We start from the raw sequence: 15969 nt of genomic DNA on the forward strand, positions 1-15969 counted from the left end.
TCAAATCTCGAACCGACTCCCCTCCGAACTCGCCATCGCCTGCCCGATCAGCTCGGGCGTCAGCGGCGGCGCGAAGCAGCGGATGAATTCGTAGGCATAGCGCCGCAGGTAGGCCCCACGGCGCAGCGCCAGCCGGGTCATGTTGGTGGCAAACAAGTGCCGCGCATCGATGGCACGCAGGCCGGCATCACGCGCCTCGTCATACGCGATCGACGCCACCAGCCCGACGCCCATGCCGAGTTCGACATACGTCTTGATCACGTCCGCGTCCATCGCGGCCAGCACCACGTTCGGCACCAGCGCGTGGCGCGCGAACGCCTCGTCGATGTGGCTGCGGCCGGTGTAGCCGCCCTCATACGTGATCAGCGAGAACTCGGCCAGCCGCGGCAGCGTCAGCGTCAGGCCACGATCGGCTTCCTGCGCCAGCGCGTGGTCGCGCGGCACGACGACGATGTGCGACCAGCGATAACAAGGCAGCGCCACCAGATCCTCGTAACCCGCCAGCGCCTCGGTGGCGATGCCGATGTCCGCCTCTCCGTCGAGCAGCATCTGCGCAACCTGGCGCGGCGAGCCTTGGTGGAGTTGCAGCACCACGTCCGGGTGCGTCGCGCGGAAATCGCGCACGGCGGGCGGCAGGGCGTAACGCGCCTGCGAGTGCGTCGTGGCGATGGTGAGCGTGCCGCGGTCTTGCGCGGCGAAGTCGGCACCGGCGCGGCGCAGGTTGTCGGACTCGATGAGCAGCCGCTCGACGATCGGCAGCACCACCTCACCCGGCGGCGTCAGCCCGGTGAGCCGCTTGCCGGCGCGCACGAAGATCTCGACGCCGAGTTCCTCCTCCAGTTCTCGGATCTGCCGGCTCACGCCGGGCTGCGAGGTGTGCAGGACGAGGGCGACTTCGGTGAGGTTGAAGCCTTGGCGGACGGTTTCGCGCACGGAGCGCAGTTGCTGGAAGTTCACAGGTTGATTATTCCGGCGCCCGCTTCATCGGAAAACAAATCTGATCGACTATCCATATGCACAGAGCGAATATGGCGCCACACACCCGCTCTGGCACACTGAAAACCATGCCCGCCGCACCGCCCCCCCACCCCGAGCCGCTCACCGTCGCCTGCCTGTGCGCGGGCTGGTGCGTCGCCTGCCAAGGCTACGCCGCCCCCTTCGCGCAGGTCGCCAGAACGTACCCGGACGCGCACTTCGTCTGGATCGACATCGAGGACCACAGCGACGCCCTCGGCGACGAGGCGCTGGACATCGAGAATTTCCCGACCGTGATGGTGCTGCAGGGGCGCCGGGCGCTGTTCCTTGGCACCGTGATGCCCCATGCGGGGACGCTGGAGCGCATGGTGCAGGCGGCGCAAGCCGGGTCACTGGACGGCGCCACCGTGCGCACGGCAATGGCAGGCCCGGTGGCCGACCTCGCCGCGACGCTCCGGGGTGTTCAGGGCGTGGTCACAGCGCCGTAGCGCACGCTCAGCGACACCGTTGAAGGCTGCGCCGGCAGACCCGCCAAGTGCGTGTCGTCGCCCCACACCTCGATCTCGACCCGCCCCGGACCCCGCCACTGCAACCGGTTCACGCCCGCGTTCGGAATCGCGCACTCCCGCGCACTCGACAGCGACTGGCCCCGCACCGTGCGCCACACCATGTCGAGCACGCCACCATGCGTCACCACCAGCACCCGCTGGCCGACATGCCGCGCCGCCAGTGCATCCAGCGCCGACCAGACCCGCGCATGGAAGGCCCGCACGCTCTCGCCGCCGGGCAGCGTGAAATCCGCGTCATGGCGCACCCATTGCTGCCACAGGTCCGGGTGCTGATCGAGGATGTCGCCGACCTTCAACCCCTCGAACACGCCAAACGCCTGCTCGCGCCAGCCCGCATCCGGCGGCATCGCCAGGTTCAGCCGCTGCGCGATCGGCGCCGCGGTGGCCCGCGCCCGCGACAGGTCGCTGACCACGCCGACATCGAAGTATTCCCCCGCCAGCCGCTCGCCCAGCCGCTCGGCCTGCAGCAGCCCGGTGGCATTGAGCGGCACGTCCATCTGCCCCTGGAAGCGGTGGACGCGGTTCGAGTCGGTTTCGCCGTGACGGATGAGGGTGAGGTGGGCCATGCGGTCGAGTATGCGCCGGGGTGCTGCTGCTATATTCCCGCCGACCCGCACCGACCCTGTGCGTTTTGTTGATGTTTTTTTGATTTTCCCCACCGAGAACCTGACCATGGCCGACGCAACCGACTCGTTCGACTCGCAAGAACAACCCGTGTTCCAGATCCAGCGCGTGTACCTGAAGGATCTGTCGCTCGAACAGCCGAACTCGCCGCAAATCCTGATCGAGCAGGGCCAGCCCGCCGTGGACATCAACCTCGGCGTCGAAGTCGGCCCTGTCGCCGATGGCATCTACGAAGTCTGCGTGACCGCCACCGTCACCACCAAGCTGGGCGACCGCACCCTGTTCCTGTGCGAAGCCAAGGAAGCCGGCATCTTCGAGATCCGCAACATCGATCCCGAGCAGATGCAACCGATCCTGGGCATCGCCTGCCCCGGCATCGTGTATCCGTACCTGCGCGCCGTGGTGGCCGACACGATCACCCGCGCCGGCTTCCCGCCCGTGCACCTGGCCGAAGTCAACTTCCAGGCCATGTACGAAGCACAGCAGCAGCAAGGCCAGCAGGCACTGAACAGCTAAGACCTCCGTCCATGCAGATCACGGTGCTCGGCGCCGGTGCCTGGGGCACCGCGCTGGCGGTACAAGCCGCCACCCGCCACCCCACGGTGCTCTGGGCCCGTGACGACCAGCAGGCGCGCGACATGGCCGCCACGCGGTGCAACGCGCGTTACCTGCCCGGTGTGGCGCTGCCTGCCGGGCTGGCGCTCACCTCGGATTTTTCCAGCGCCGTCGCCCATGCCGGGCAGACGGGGCTGGTGATCGTGGCCACACCGACGGCCGCGCTGCGCGAGATGCTGCAGCGCCTGCCGGACGGCACCGCCACCCTCTGGCTCAGCAAGGGTTTTGAAGCAGGCACCGGTCTGCTCGGGCACGAGATCGCCCGGCAAGCGGCACCTGGCCTGCGCGCCGGCGTGCTCAGCGGCCCGAGTTTCGCTCTCGAAGTCGCCCGCGGCCAGCCGACCGCGCTCGTCGCCGCCAGCCAGGACGCGGCGCTGCGCCAGGCAGCGGTGGACGCGCTGCACGGGCCGACGCTGCGCATCTACTCCTCCACCGACCCGGTCGGCGTGGAGGTGGGCGGCGCGGTGAAGAACGTGCTGGCCATCGCCACCGGCATGGCCGACGGGCTGGCCCTCGGCCTGAACGCCCGCGCCGCGCTCATCACCCGCGGTCTGGCCGAGATGACCCGGCTCGGGCTGGCGCTGGGCGCGCAGGCCGAGACCTTCATGGGCCTGTCCGGTCTGGGCGATCTGGTGCTGACCGCGACCGGCGATCTCTCGCGCAACCGCCGCGTCGGCCTGCAACTGGCCGAGGGCAAGACGCTGGCCCACATCCTCGAAGACCTCGGCCACGTCTCGGAAGGCGTCTACAGCGCCCGGACCGTCCACGACCGGGCGCAGGCGCTGGGCGTGGAGATGCCGATCACGCGCGCCGTGGTCGCCGTGCTGCAGGGGGAACTCACCCCGCAACAGGCCGTGCAAGCCTTGATGCAGCGCGGCGCCCGTCCCGAAATCTGATCCCTGCCCCTCGGTGCCCTGGGCCGCTCAGACTGCCCCGCCGTAACCGTTCTGGCGCCATGCCTCGAACACCGTCACCGCCACCGCGTTGCTCAGGTTGAGGCTGCGCTGTGCTGGCCGCATCGGCAAGCGCACGCGCTGCGTGTCGGGGAACGTGTCGCGCAACGCGGGAGGCAGGCCGCTGGTCTCGCAGCCAAACACCAGCCAGTCCCCCGGCTGCCACGCCACCTCGGCGAACGGCCGGCTGCCGCGGGTGGTCAGCGCAAACATCCGGGCCGGGTCCGGTGCGCAGTCGGCGATCAGCGCGTCCCACGACGCATGGCGGCGCACCGGCGCGTACTCGTGGTAATCCAGCCCGGCGCGGCGCAGCAGCTTGTCGTCCATCGAGAACCCGAGCGGCTCGACCAGATGCAGCGCGCAGCCGGTGTTGGCCGCCAGCCGGATCACATTGCCGGTATTCGGCGGGATTTCGGGGTGAACGAGGACGATGCGGAACATGCGGCGGCAGGCGGGCGGCGGCGGTCAGGGGTCCACATCATCGCGCACCGTGCGGGCCAGCACCCAGGTCTGCACATGGGCCACGCCCGCGCGGCGCAGCGTCGCGGCCAACGCTTCGGCCGTGGCGCCGGTGGTCATCACGTCGTCCAGGATCGCCACCGCGCGGCCGGCCAGTCCGATCCGTCCGGCCGCAGTCACGGCGAAAGCGCCGCTCAGGTTGTGCATCCGGGCCATGCGGTCGAGGCCGGTCTGGTGCGGCGTGTCCAGCACCCGCTCGACCCAGCGCGCCTCGACCGCGACACCGAGCGCAGGGCCGACCCGCCGTGCCAGCTCCCACGCCTGGTTGTAGCCGCGCTCGCGCTGGCGGGCGCCGGACAGCGGCACGGGCAGCAACACCTCCGGCAGAACCGTCCCTGCTGGCGCTGCCGCCATGGCCACCCGCAGCGCCTCCGCCATCACACCCGCCAGCGGCACAGCCAGCTCGCAGGCACCCCCAAACTTGAAGCGCGTGACCAGCCCGTCCCACGGGTAGGCATAGTCGAGTGCGGCGAATGCGTGGTCGAAGGCGGGAGGTCGCTGCACGCAATGGCCGCAGAGTTCGTGCAGGCCGTTCAGCCCATCCAGACGCGTGGCACAGCAGCGGCAGCGGTGGCCCCCGCGGTGAAACCGTTGACGGCACGCGGCACAGACCACCTCGTGCTGCCAGGTGGTGCAGATGTGGCAGGCCGTGCCAGGCGTCCAGCGCCACGGCGCAGCAAACGGGCGCAGATTCATGTCCGGCTGACTATACAGTTCCCCCACCATGGCCGAACCCTCCTCCACCGCACACCGCCCGCCCCGGATCGACCCCGCGGCCTTGCAACGCCACCTGCTACAGGCCGCCGACCACCCCGCCCCCTGGCTGCACGGGGAAATCGCCCGCCGCATGGCCGAGCGGCTGCCGCTCGTGCGGCGCCAGCCCGCCCGCGTGATCGACTGGTGGAGTCCCACCTCGGGCAGCGCCCACCTGCTGCAGGCGCAGTACCCGCAGGCCCGCATCCTTCCCTATGGCTGCGACAACTTGCCGTTGCCATTGCCCACGGCCACCGGCACGCGCTGGTGGCAGCGCCTCACCGGCCAGCACTCCCCCGCCGAGGCATACGTCACACCGCCGACCGCCGAGCTGCTGTGGGCCAACATGATGCTGCACTGGGTCGATGACCTGCCGGCGCTGCTGCCGCGCTGGCACGCGGCGCTGGAGGTGGACGGTTTCCTGATGTTTTCGTGCTTCGGGCCGGACACGCTGCGGGAGCTGCACGCGGTCTATGCTGAACTGGGCTGGGGTGCGCCGGGCAGCGCGTGGATCGACATGCACGACCTCGGTGACGAGCTGGTGCATGCCGGTTTTGCCGATCCCGTCATGGACATGGAACGCCTGACACTGACCTGGGACAGCCCTGCGGCGCTGCTGGCCGAGCTGCGCGGGCTGGGGCGCAACACCGCTTCTGCGCGTCAACCCGGATTGCGTGGCCGCGCATGGCGCCGCAAACTTGACGCAGCCCTGACACAGCATCTGACAGGCGCCGATGGGCGTCTGCACCTGAGCGTCGAGATCGTCTACGGACACGCCTTCCGCCCTGTCGCCCGCGCCAAGATCCAGGCGCAGACCGAGATTTCGCTCGACGCGATGCGCGAAATGACGCGCCAGCGCAACCCCGGACGCACCGACTGAGTGCGGCACGGGCGCCACGCCATGCGAAACATTGCCCCGCATTGATATCAGCGCCTAAAATTCAGGGCCTGTCCGATAGCCCCCGCAATGATCCGAGTCAAAAAATTCTCGGGCCGTTGCTGTCGGTGATCAATCCCCACCCACTGGTTTTCTGCTCCCGTCATCCAGACGCTTCCGGATGGCGGATTGACGCTGGTGGTGCGTGTTTGCAGACAGTCAAGACACTATGTCCACGGCGGCCGGCCGGCCAGCCGATCTGGTAGAGAAAGAGAGCGCAGATGATGATGAAGAAAGCTCTGTGGCGCCATGCGAGCCAGTGGAGTCTGGCTGCATGTGCTTCCATGGCAACGACCGTGGCGCTGGCAGTGAACGATCTGCCGGGTGGTCCGGGCGTTCGCCAACTGGACTTCCACACCCCCGCCACACAGATCGCCACCGAACAGCACTGGCTGCATGTGGTGATGATGGTCATCTGCAGCGTGATCTGCCTGGCCGTGTTCGGCGTGATGTTCTATTCGATCATCAAGCACCGCAAGTCCAAGGGCCACAAGCCGGCGAACTTCCACGAGAGCATCGCGGTCGAGATCGCCTGGACCATCGTGCCCTTCGTCATCGTCATCGGCATGGGGGCCATGGCGACCAAGACCGTCGTGGCCATGAAGGACACCACCAACGCCGACGTGACCATCAAGGCCACCGGCTACCAGTGGAAGTGGGGCTACGACTACCTGAAGGGCGAGGGCGAGGGCATCAACTTCCTGCAGACGCTCGACGCCTCGCAGCGCGCCCTGTCCGACGCGGGCAAGCCCGCCGGCGACAACTACCTGCTCAAGGTGGACAACCCGCTGGTCGTGCCGGTCGGCAAGAAGATCCGCATCATCACCACCGCCAATGACGTGATCCACTCGTGGATGATCCCGGCCTTCGGCGTCAAGCAGGATGCGATCCCGGGCTTCGTGCGCGACACCTGGTTCCGCGCCGACCGCACGGGTGACTTCTACGGCCAGTGCGTCGAGCTGTGCGGCAAGGAACACGCCTACATGCCGATCCACGTCAAGGTCGTGACCGACGCGGAATACACCACCTGGGTGGCCGGCGAGAAGAAGAAGCTGGCCGCGCTGGCGGACGATCCGAGCAAGGAATGGAAGCTGCCCGAGCTGATCGCCCGCGGCGAGAAGGTCTACGCCAACAACTGCGCCGCCTGCCACCAGGCCAACGGCAAGGGCGGTGGTCCGATCAAGGCGCTCGATGCTTCGCCGGTCGTGCTCGACGCCGACAAGGGCAAGCAGATCGCGGTGCTGCTGAACGGCCAGAACAACGGTGCGATGCCATCGTGGAAGCAGTTGTCGGACACCGACATCGCCGCCGTCATCACCTTCACCAAGAACAACTGGTCCAACAAGACCGAACAGATCGTCCAGCCGGCCGAAGTGGTCGCTGCCCGCAAGTAACCACGACGACATTCCAGAGGATCACTACCCATGAGCGCAGTTCTCCATCCGGGCGGTCACGGTCACGGGCATGACGACCATGCCCATGACGACCACCACCACGCTCCCCACGGCTGGCGTCGCTGGGTCTTCGCGACCAACCACAAGGACATCGGGACGCTGTACCTGCTGTTCTCCTTCACGATGCTGATGATCGGCGGCATCCTCGCGCTGCTGATCCGTGCCGAGCTGTTCCAGCCGGGCCTGCAGTTCGTGAACCCCGAGCTGTTCAACCAGTTCACCACGATGCACGGGCTGATCATGGTGTTCGGCGCGATCATGCCGGCCTTCGTCGGCTTCGCGAACTGGATGATTCCGCTGCAGATCGGCGCAGGCGACATGGCCTTCGCGCGGATGAACAACTTCAGCTTCTGGCTGATGATCCCTGCGGCGCTGATGCTGGTGTCGAGCTTCTTCATGCCCGGTGGCGCCCCCGCCGCTGGCTGGACGCTCTACGCACCGCTGACGCTGCAGATGGGTCCGTCCATGGATGCCGGCATCTTCGCGATGCACATCCTCGGCGCATCGTCGATCATGGGTTCGATCAACATCGTCGTCACCATCCTGAACATGCGCGCCCCCGGCATGACGCTGATGAAGATGCCGATGTTCGTCTGGACCTGGCTGATCACCGCCTACCTGCTGATCGCGGTCATGCCCGTGCTGGCCGGCGCGATCACGATGACGCTGACGGACCGCCACTTCGGCACCAGCTTCTTCAACCCCGCCGGCGGCGGTGACCCGGTGATGTACCAGCACGTCTTCTGGTTCTTCGGGCACCCCGAGGTCTACATCATGATCCTGCCGGCCTTCGGCATCGTGAGCCAGATCATCCCGGCCTTCGCCCGCAAGCGCCTGTTCGGCTACGCCTCGATGGTGTACGCGACCGCGTCGATCGCCATCCTGTCGTTCATCGTGTGGGCCCACCACATGTACACGACCGGCATGCCGCTGACGGGCCAGTTGTTCTTCATGTACGCCACGATGCTGATCTCGGTGCCGACCGGCGTGAAGGTGTTCAACTGGATCGCGACGATGTGGCGCGGCTCGATGACCTTCGAGACCCCGATGCTGTGGGCCGTGGGCTTCATCTTCGTGTTCACGATGGGCGGCTTCACCGGCCTCATCCTCTCGATGGCCCCGATCGACATCAACCTGCAGGACACCTACTACGTCGTGGCGCACTTCCACTACGTGCTGGTGGCCGGCTCGCTGTTCGCGATGTTCGCCGGCGTGTACTACTGGGGTCCGAAGTGGACCGGCACGATGTACAAGGAAGGCCGCGGCAAGTTCCACTTCTGGGGTTCGCTGGTGACCTTCAACATCACCTTCTTCCCGATGCACTTCCTGGGCATGGCCGGCATGCCGCGCCGCTACGCCGACTACCCGCTGCAGTTCGCCGACTTCAACATGATCGCGTCGATCGGTGCCTTCGGTTTCGGTCTGATGCAGGTCTACTTCTTCCTGTTCGTCGTCGTCCCGATGATGCGCGGCAATGGCGAGAAGGCCCCGCAGAAGCCGTGGGAAGGCGCGGAAGGTCTGGAGTGGGAAGTGCCCTCACCCGCTCCGTTCCATACCTTCGAGACGCCGCCCACGCTGGACGTGACGGCCACCAAGGTGCTGAAGTTCTGATCTCCACTGGCTGACCAAAACGGGACAACCTGCCATGACCAACGAAGAAAAACGGCGCAACAACGTGCGACTCGGCCTGATCCTGGCCACGGTGGCGGTGGTGTTCTTCGTCGGTTTCGTGGCACGGGTTGCCCTGCTGTCGAATGCTTTCCGATGAGCAAGGACTTGAACGCCACACGGGGACGGGGCCTGCAGCGCGACAACCTGCGCATGCTGGGCAAGCTGGGGGTGATCGCGGTGGCGATGTTCGGCTTCGGCTACGCGATGGTGCCGATGTACAAGTCGATCTGCGAAGCCCTCGGCATCAACATCCTCAGTCGCAGCGAACAGCTCGACGCAGGGATGACCGGCAAGGCCAATGCCAATACCCAGATCGACACCAGCCGCACCATCACCGTCGAGTTCGACGCCAACGCCCGCGGTCCGTGGGACTTCAAGCCCGCCCAGTCCTCCGTCCAGGTTCACCCGGGCGAAGTGACCACGGTGATGTACGAGTTCCGCAACGTCCAGAACCGCACGATGTCCGCGCAGGCCATTCCCAGCTACGCACCGAAGGAGGCCATGGCCCACTTCAACAAGCTGGAGTGCTTCTGCTTCAACCAGTACACGCTGGCGCCGGGTGAATCGAAGAAATGGCCGGTGGTGTTCGTGATCGATCCGAAGCTGGGCAAGGACGTGACCACCATCACCCTGTCCTACACCTTCTTCGAGGTCGGCTCGAAAACCCCGGCAGCGCCCGTCACGGGTTCGGCCGCACCTGTCCTGCCACAGGGAACACGCTCGTGACAGCACCACAACGCACCTCTGCGGACGACTTGCGCGATGCCGTCCAGCGCAAGAGTTCGTTCGGCCAGAGCATGAAAGCCGTGGCCTGGTCCTTCTTCGGCATCCGCCGGGGGGCAGACCACCAGAACGACGTCAACCAGCTCAATCCCGTTCACATCATCCTGGCCGGCCTGCTCAGCGCAGCGTTGTTTGTCGGCTTGCTGGTGGTGCTGGTCCGCTGGATCGCGGGCTGAGCCAGTCCAACACAACACCATTCGATATTCGCGACACGGATTCCAGGAGCAACGCATGTCGGCAACCACCAAGGGCGTAACGCCTTACTACTATGTCCCGGCGCCCTCACGGCACCCGGTGATGACAGCGATCGGGCTGTTCTTCGTGATCCTGGGCGCAGGCCAATGGGTCAACGGCCACGGCTGGGGCGCGTACTCGCTGCTGTTCGGCCTGCTGTGGACCGTCTTCGTGCTGCGCCAGTGGTTTGGCGAAGCCGCAGGTGAAGCCGAAGCCGGCATGCTGAGCGACCGCGTCGATGTCTCGCACCGCTGGAGCATGGCCTGGTTCATCTTCTCGGAAGTCATGTTCTTCGCCGCCTTCTTCGGCGCGCTGTACTGGGCGCGCACCCAGTCGGTGCCAAGCCTGGGCAGCCTGGAAAACGCCGTGCTGTGGCCGGACTTCAAGGGCGTGTGGCCGAGTTCGGTCGCCGGAGCCACCGCCTCGCCGGCAGGCATCGTCGAGCCGTTCCAGACCATGGGGCCGTGGCCGCTGCCGACGATCAACACCGGCCTGCTGCTGACCTCGGGCATCACGCTGACGATCGCGCACCACGCGCTGATCGCCAACCAGCGCGCCAAGGCCATCGGCTGGATGTGGATCACCGTCCTGCTGGGTGTGCTCTTCCTGTTCTGCCAGGGTTACGAGTACGCACATGCCTATTCGGAGCTGAACCTGAAGCTGTCCTCGGGTGTCTACGGCTCGACCTTCTTCATGCTGACCGGTTTCCACGGCTTCCACGTGTTCGTCGGCACCGTCATGCTGCTGGTCATGACGATCCGCCTGATGAAGGGCCACTTCACGCCCGAGCGCCATTTCGGCTTCGAAGGCGCGGCGTGGTACTGGCACTTCGTGGACGTGGTCTGGCTGGGTCTGTACTTCATCGTTTACTGGATGTGACCCCTTCCTGCCCGGCATGACCAGGTACAGTCAGGTATAAAAAAGAGCGCCCAGGCGCTCTTTTTGTTGTGTTGTTCAACGGCCAACGGTCAACGCCCGACCGGAATCCCCGTCGGCTCGATCCAGCCCATCCAGTAGCTCAGCAGCACGAACAGGAACACGCTGACCGACACGCCCACCCGGATCGCCAGGGCACGGGCCATTCTTCCCTTGGGCGTTGGCGTACCTGCAGGGCCACGCTTGACCATGAAGATCCCGGCCGAAGCCAGGGCGGCCAGAATGGCGACAAACGCCAGCACGATGATGGTTTTCATGCGGCTGGATTATTCCACTCCCCTACTGCGGCGCTTGCGTCGGCCCCACATCCCATGCGCCTGTCCCGACATCGCTACCACCGCTGGATGATCCTGGCGGCGGCCCTCCTCGGCGTGGCCGGGACGGCGCGGCTGGGCGTCTGGCAGCTCGACCGCGCCGCGCAGAAGGCCAGCCGGCAGACCCTGCTCGACACGCGCCACCAACTGCCCGAGCTGACCGCCGCCGACCTCGCGCGCACGCCCGGCGAAGTGGACGCACAACTGCAGCGCCGCATCCGCCTGCAAGGCCGCTGGGTGGCGCGCGCCACGCACTTCCTCGACAACCGGCCGATGGACGGGCGCGTCGGCTTCCACGTCGTGACGCCGCTGCAACTGGCCGATGGCACCGCCGTCCTGGTCGAGCGCGGCTGGGCACACCGCAACGCCCTGCGGCGCGAAGACTTGCCGCCGGTGCAGACGCCCGAGTCCGACACCGTCACCGTCGTGGCCCGCATCCTCCCCACCCCGTCGCGGCTGTTCGACCTCGGCGGGCTGGAGACCGGTCCCATCCGGCAGAATCTCGACCTCGCCGCCGCCGCCCGCGAATCCGGCCTGAGCCTGCGTCCGGTGGCCTTGCTGCAGACCGAAGGCCCGCCGGACGACGGCCTGCTGCGCCACTGGTCCGCGCCGTCGGCCGGCATCGACAAGCACCACGGCTACGCGGTCCAGTGGTTCGCCCTCAGCGCCCTGATCGCGGGGCTGTATGTCTGGTTCCAACTCATCCGCCCGCGCAGGCAGGCCGCTTCCCATGTCGCATGACTCCCCCAACGCCGCCCCGAGCGCCGCGCAGCCGCTGAACCTCTCCGTTCACGGCCTGCCCTCCCCGTCCGCCACGCTGCCGCCGCAGAACACGCGCCTGGGCAGGCTCAAGATGGCGCTGATCCTGCTGGCGTGTGCGTCGCCCGTGCTGGCCTCCTACTTCACCTTCTACGTCATCAAGCCCACGGGCCAACCGTCGCACGGTGTGCTGGTACAACCGCCGGTGGACATCCCGCCCGCCAGCGCCCTGCCGCTGACCGATCTGCAGGGCAAGACCGTCGATCCGCGCCGGTTGCGTGACCAGTGGCTGCTGGTGGTCGTGGCCGATGGCGCGTGCGACAGCACCTGCGAGGGCCTGCTCTACGCCCAGCGCCAACTGCGCGAGACCCTGGGCAAGGAGAAGGAGCGCCTCGACCGCGTCTGGCTCGTCACCGGGGAGCAGCCACCGCGCGCTGACCTGCTGCCCGCCCTGGCCGAAGCCAGCGTGCTGCGGGCGCCACGCGAGGCCGTGGCTGCGTGGCTCAAGCCGGCACCGGGCGCGGCACTGTCGGCCCACCTCTACCTCGTCGATCCGATGGGCGTGTGGATGATGCGGTTCCCGGTCGCCTTCGAGCCGTCCAAGGTCAAGCGCGACATCGAGCGCCTGCTGCGCGCCTCCGCATCGTGGGACCGACCGGGCCGCGATCCCGCCATCGTCGGCCCAGCGCCATGAAGCCCACCGACCTGATCGACCTCGGCCCGCTGGCGCAGATCGCGCTGCTGGCGGCGGCGCTGGCCACGCTGCCGCTGGTGTGGCTGGCGTGGCGCCACCGCGGCGAGACCACGGCACAGCGGCTGCGTGCCCTGACGCTGGTGACGCTGTTCCTCACCTTCGACCTCGTGCTCTTCGGCGCCTTCACGCGGCTGACCGACTCCGGCCTGGGCTGCCCGGACTGGCCCGGCTGCTACGGCAATTCCAGCCCCTTCGGTGCCGTCCACGCGATCACGCAGGCCGAGACCGCGATGCCCACCGGTCCCGTCACCCACGGCAAGGCGTGGATCGAGATGATCCACCGCTACCTCGCCTCGGGCGTGGGGCTGCTGCTGGCGGTGGGGATGGTGTGGAGCGTGCTGGCCGTGCGCCGCCTGACACGCAGCGACCCGGCACAGGCGCGGCTGGTCTCGCCCGGCTGGGCGGCGCTCACCTTCGTGTGGGTCTGCCTGCAAGGGGCGTTCGGCGCGCTGACGGTGACGATGAAGCTCTACCCGGCCATCGTCACTGGCCACTTGCTCGGCGGCATCGGCCTGCTCGCATTGCTGGCGGTACAGACCCAGCGCCACGCCCCGCAGGCGCCCACGCTGTCCGCAACGCTGCGCACGGCGGCCTGGGCGGTGCTGGGGCTGGTCATCGTGCAGGTCGCGCTCGGCGGCTGGGTCAGCACCAACTACGCCGTGCTGGCCTGCCAGGACGTGCCCACCTGCCAGGGCCAGTGGTGGCCAGCGATGGACTTCGACGCCGGCTTCACGCTCAAGCGCGGCCTCGGCGTGCAGGCCGATGGCAGCGCCCTGCCCTTCGCCGCGCTCACCGCCATCCATGTGGTCCACCGCCTCGGCGCCATCCTCGTGCTGAGTGCCTTGCTGCTACTGGCGGCGGCGTTGCGCAAGCCCGCCCCCCGCTACGCCCACGGCCTGTTCGCCATCGCCGCACTGCAAACGCTCACCGGCCTGTCCAACATCGTGCTCGGCTGGCCGCTGCTGGCCGCCGTGGTACACACTGGCGGGGCCGCCGCGCTGGTGACGCTGCTGGCCGCCCTGCTGGCCCACAGCCGAAGCGCCGCCCACACCCCCTCTCACTCCCCGTCCGCAGCCCTGTCCCGATGAACGCCACCACCCTCACCCCGACCACGCCACGCCTGTCGCGCTGGCGCCAGTACGTCGCGCTGACCAAGCCGCGGGTCGTGCAGCTCATCGTGTTCTGCGCGGCGATCGGCATGCTGCTGGCGATTCCCGGTGCGCCGCGCTGGGCCGATGTCGTCACCGCGCTGCTCGCCACCGTCGGCATCTGGCTGGTGGCGAGTGCCGCAGCGGCGTTCAACTGCCTGATCGAGCAGAAGATCGACGCCCGCATGAAGCGCACCTCGTGGCGCCCCACCGCCAACGGCGACCTGAGCCAGTCGCAGGCGCTGCTGTTCTCGGCGGTGCTGTGCTCGGCGGGCATGGCGCTGCTGTACTTCAAGGTCAATCCGCTGACCGCGTGGCTGACCTTCGGCACTTTCGTCGGCTACGCGGTCATCTACACCGTGATCCTCAAGCCGATGACGCCGCAGAACATCGTCATCGGTGGTGCCTCGGGCGCGATGCCGCCGGTGCTGGGCTGGGCGGCGCTCACCGGCGATGTCGGCCCGGAGGCGATCGCGCTGTTCCTGATCATCTTCCTGTGGACCCCGCCCCACTTCTGGGCACTGGCGCTCTACCGCGCCGAGGACTACGCCCGCGCCGGCCTGCCGATGCTGCCTGTGACCCACGGCAACGCGTTCACGCGGCTGCAGATCCTGCTCTACACCTTCATCCTGTTCGCCGCGACGCTGCTGCCGTTCGTGCAAGGGATGAGCGGCTGGCTGTACCTGGCCGCGGCCGTGGTGCTGGGCGGGCGCTTCATCCACTACGCCGTTCGCCTGCGCCGCGAATACACCGAAGCCCTCGCCCGCGAGACCTTCCGCTTCTCGATCTGGCACCTGTCGCTGCTGTTCGCCGCGCTGCTGATCGACCACTACCTGAGGCCCTGGCTGTCATGAGCACACCCACCCGACGACGGATCCTGAGTGCGGTCTGCGCTGCCGGCCTGACCAGCCTGGGCGCGCTGCTGACCGGTTGCGACAAGGCGGCCCCGCCCCCGAGCTTCAAGTCGCTCGACCTCACCGGTGCCGACTACGCCCGCCAGCTCGCGCTGACCGACGCCAATGGCCAGCCCTTCCAGCTCTCCAGCCTGAAGGGCAAGGTCGCCGTCGTCTTCTTCGGCTACACCCAGTGCCCGGACGTGTGCCCCACCACGCTGACCAACCTCGCCGAAACCCAGCGCCTGCTCGGGCCGGACGGCGACAAGCTGGTCGGCGTCTTCGTCACCGTCGATCCGAAGCGCGACACGGCGACGCTGCTCAAGTCCTACGTCGGTGCGTTCAACCCGAACTGGATCGCGCTGCGCGGCTCACCGGAAGCCGTCACCGCCGCCGCCAAGGAGTTCAAGGTCTTCTTCCGCGAGGTGCCGGGCAAGACCGAGACCAGCTACACCGTGGACCACACGGCGGCGTCCTTCGTCTTCGACCCGCAGGGCAAGGTGCGGCTCTATGTGCGCCACGCCACGCCGCCGGCCGATCTGGCGGCGGACGTGAAGATCCTGCTCGCTGCGCACTGAGCCACAGCGGCACACCAGCCCGGCTCACCCGCCCAGCGTCTCCCACCGCTCCATCAGCGCCAGCAGCGCGTCGTCGATCACGGCATGGCGCGCGTGCGCCGCGGCCACCTTGTCGGCCGGACCCGCGTACAGCGCGGTGCCCGCGAGCGCCTCGTTCAGCGCCGCCTGCTCCGCTTCGAGCGCGGCGATCTGGGCGGGCAGCGCATCCAGCTCGCGCTGTTCCTTGTAGCTCAGCTTGCGCTTGGCGACGGCGGGTGCGGCCACGGGGGCGGCTGCAGCAGGGACCACGGCCTTGGCTGGCGTCGGTGCGGGTGCATTGCGGGCGGCCTTGGCGGCCATCGCAGCGGCCCGCTGCGACTGCAGGATCCAGTCCTCGACGCTGCCTTCGTACTCGCGCCAGTGGCCGTCGCCTTCGCTGACGATGGTGCTCGTCACCACCGCGTCGAGGAAGCGCCGGTCGTGGCTGACCAGGAACACGGTGCCCTTGAAGTTCTGCAGCA

20 protein-coding genes and 1 pseudogene are annotated in these 15969 nt (G+C 67.8%); 15 read left to right on the forward strand and 6 right to left on the reverse strand.

Features of this window, described 5'->3' with window-relative positions:
• Complete coding sequence (locus QZW52_RS07630) at window positions 1–957, reverse strand: CysB family HTH-type transcriptional regulator (RefSeq protein WP_293996945.1); 957 nt, start codon at window positions 955–957, stop codon at window positions 1–3.
• Window positions 958–1064: 107 nt separating this feature from the next.
• Between QZW52_RS07630 and QZW52_RS07635 the strand changes: the two genes are divergently transcribed.
• Window positions 1065–1463, forward strand: a complete 399-nt coding sequence (locus QZW52_RS07635; protein ID WP_293996947.1) for a thioredoxin family protein — start codon at window positions 1065–1067, stop codon at window positions 1461–1463.
• Here the strand turns inward: QZW52_RS07635 and QZW52_RS07640 are convergent.
• Window positions 1439–2110: a histidine phosphatase family protein gene (locus QZW52_RS07640; protein ID WP_293996949.1), complete on the reverse strand. Its 672-nt coding sequence runs from the start codon at window positions 2108–2110 to the stop codon at window positions 1439–1441. The genes QZW52_RS07635 and QZW52_RS07640 overlap by 25 nt on opposite strands.
• A gap of 106 nt (window positions 2111–2216) precedes the next feature.
• On the opposite strand from QZW52_RS07640, the gene secB reads away from it, so the two are divergent.
• Both secB and QZW52_RS07650 read left to right on the forward strand, forming a co-directional pair.
• Window positions 2217–2684, forward strand: coding sequence for a protein-export chaperone SecB (gene secB, locus QZW52_RS07645; RefSeq protein WP_293996951.1), 468 nt, complete (start codon window positions 2217–2219; stop codon window positions 2682–2684).
• A gap of 11 nt (window positions 2685–2695) precedes the next feature.
• On the forward strand, window positions 2696–3679 hold the full coding sequence (locus QZW52_RS07650) for an NAD(P)H-dependent glycerol-3-phosphate dehydrogenase (RefSeq protein ID WP_293996953.1): 984 nt from the start codon (window positions 2696–2698) through the stop codon (window positions 3677–3679).
• A 27-nt stretch (window positions 3680–3706) separates the two neighbouring features.
• Here QZW52_RS07650 and trmL read toward each other — a convergent pair whose 3' ends face one another.
• Together trmL and QZW52_RS07660 are read right to left on the reverse strand one after the other, a co-directional pair.
• Window positions 3707–4177 (reverse strand): tRNA (uridine(34)/cytosine(34)/5-carboxymethylaminomethyluridine(34)-2'-O)-methyltransferase TrmL, encoded by a 471-nt coding sequence (gene trmL / locus QZW52_RS07655; protein ID WP_293996955.1) that lies wholly within the window; start codon window positions 4175–4177, stop codon window positions 3707–3709.
• A 24-nt stretch (window positions 4178–4201) separates the two neighbouring features.
• Entirely contained in the window at window positions 4202–4951 is a 750-nt protein-coding gene (locus tag QZW52_RS07660) for a ComF family protein (RefSeq protein WP_293996957.1), read from the reverse strand.
• 28 nt (window positions 4952–4979) lie between these two features.
• On the opposite strand from QZW52_RS07660, the gene QZW52_RS07665 reads away from it, so the two are divergent.
• The 7 genes from QZW52_RS07665 to QZW52_RS07695 all read left to right on the forward strand — a co-directional run bounded on the left by QZW52_RS07665 (window position 4980) and on the right by QZW52_RS07695 (window position 10966).
• Window positions 4980–5888, forward strand: a complete 909-nt coding sequence (locus QZW52_RS07665; RefSeq protein ID WP_293996959.1) for a class I SAM-dependent methyltransferase — start codon at window positions 4980–4982, stop codon at window positions 5886–5888.
• 341 nt (window positions 5889–6229) lie between these two features.
• Window positions 6230–7339, forward strand: a complete 1110-nt coding sequence (coxB, locus tag QZW52_RS07670) for a cytochrome c oxidase subunit II (protein WP_293996961.1) — start codon at window positions 6230–6232, stop codon at window positions 7337–7339.
• Between the two features lie 30 nt (window positions 7340–7369).
• The gene (gene ctaD / locus QZW52_RS07675) at window positions 7370–9010 is read left to right on the forward strand and encodes a cytochrome c oxidase subunit I (protein ID WP_293996963.1); all 1641 of its coding nucleotides are present in this window, start codon (window positions 7370–7372) and stop codon (window positions 9008–9010) included.
• A 34-nt stretch (window positions 9011–9044) separates the two neighbouring features.
• Window positions 9045–9167 (forward strand): cytochrome oxidase small assembly protein, encoded by a 123-nt coding sequence (locus tag QZW52_RS07680; RefSeq protein WP_293996965.1) that lies wholly within the window; start codon window positions 9045–9047, stop codon window positions 9165–9167.
• Entirely contained in the window at window positions 9164–9796 is a 633-nt protein-coding gene (locus QZW52_RS07685) for a cytochrome c oxidase assembly protein (protein WP_293996967.1), read from the forward strand. The genes QZW52_RS07680 and QZW52_RS07685 overlap by 4 nt, the downstream gene beginning before the upstream one ends.
• 71 nt (window positions 9797–9867) lie before the next feature.
• The gene (locus QZW52_RS07690; RefSeq protein WP_293996982.1) at window positions 9868–10029 is read left to right on the forward strand and encodes a DUF2970 domain-containing protein; all 162 of its coding nucleotides are present in this window, start codon (window positions 9868–9870) and stop codon (window positions 10027–10029) included.
• 55 nt (window positions 10030–10084) lie between these two features.
• Complete coding sequence (locus QZW52_RS07695; protein ID WP_293996969.1) at window positions 10085–10966, forward strand: cytochrome c oxidase subunit 3; 882 nt, start codon at window positions 10085–10087, stop codon at window positions 10964–10966.
• An 89-nt stretch (window positions 10967–11055) separates the two neighbouring features.
• Here QZW52_RS07695 and QZW52_RS07700 read toward each other — a convergent pair whose 3' ends face one another.
• The gene (locus QZW52_RS07700; RefSeq protein ID WP_293996971.1) at window positions 11056–11280 is read right to left on the reverse strand and encodes a twin transmembrane helix small protein; all 225 of its coding nucleotides are present in this window, start codon (window positions 11278–11280) and stop codon (window positions 11056–11058) included.
• Between the two features lie 54 nt (window positions 11281–11334).
• On the opposite strand from QZW52_RS07700, the gene QZW52_RS07705 reads away from it, so the two are divergent.
• From QZW52_RS07705 to QZW52_RS07725, 5 genes are read left to right on the forward strand one after another with little or no spacing between them, the layout of a single operon-like run.
• Window positions 11335–12078 carry an SURF1 family protein gene (locus QZW52_RS07705; protein ID WP_293996972.1) on the forward strand — a complete coding sequence of 248 codons (744 nt, stop codon included), beginning with the start codon at window positions 11335–11337 and terminating at the stop codon, window positions 12076–12078.
• Window positions 12068–12790 carry an SCO family protein gene (locus QZW52_RS07710; RefSeq protein ID WP_293996974.1) on the forward strand — a complete coding sequence of 241 codons (723 nt, stop codon included), beginning with the start codon at window positions 12068–12070 and terminating at the stop codon, window positions 12788–12790. Before QZW52_RS07705 ends, QZW52_RS07710 begins: the two co-directional genes overlap by 11 nt.
• A complete protein-coding gene (locus tag QZW52_RS07715; protein ID WP_293996976.1) occupies window positions 12787–13938 on the forward strand; it encodes a COX15/CtaA family protein in 1152 nt (383 codons plus the stop codon). Before QZW52_RS07710 ends, QZW52_RS07715 begins: the two co-directional genes overlap by 4 nt.
• Window positions 13935–14852, forward strand: a complete 918-nt coding sequence (cyoE, locus tag QZW52_RS07720) for a heme o synthase (protein WP_293996978.1) — start codon at window positions 13935–13937, stop codon at window positions 14850–14852. Before QZW52_RS07715 ends, cyoE begins: the two co-directional genes overlap by 4 nt.
• Window positions 14849–15469, forward strand: coding sequence for an SCO family protein (locus tag QZW52_RS07725; RefSeq protein ID WP_293996980.1), 621 nt, complete (start codon window positions 14849–14851; stop codon window positions 15467–15469). The genes cyoE and QZW52_RS07725 overlap by 4 nt, the downstream gene beginning before the upstream one ends.
• A gap of 24 nt (window positions 15470–15493) precedes the next feature.
• Here QZW52_RS07725 and QZW52_RS07730 read toward each other — a convergent pair.
• Window positions 15494–15969, reverse strand: a pseudogene (locus tag QZW52_RS07730) (ABC transporter ATP-binding protein); the annotation flags it as partial.

It is taken from the genome of Sphaerotilus sp. (genome assembly GCF_013299175.1).
GTDB lineage: Bacteria > Pseudomonadota > Gammaproteobacteria > Burkholderiales > Burkholderiaceae_C > Sphaerotilus.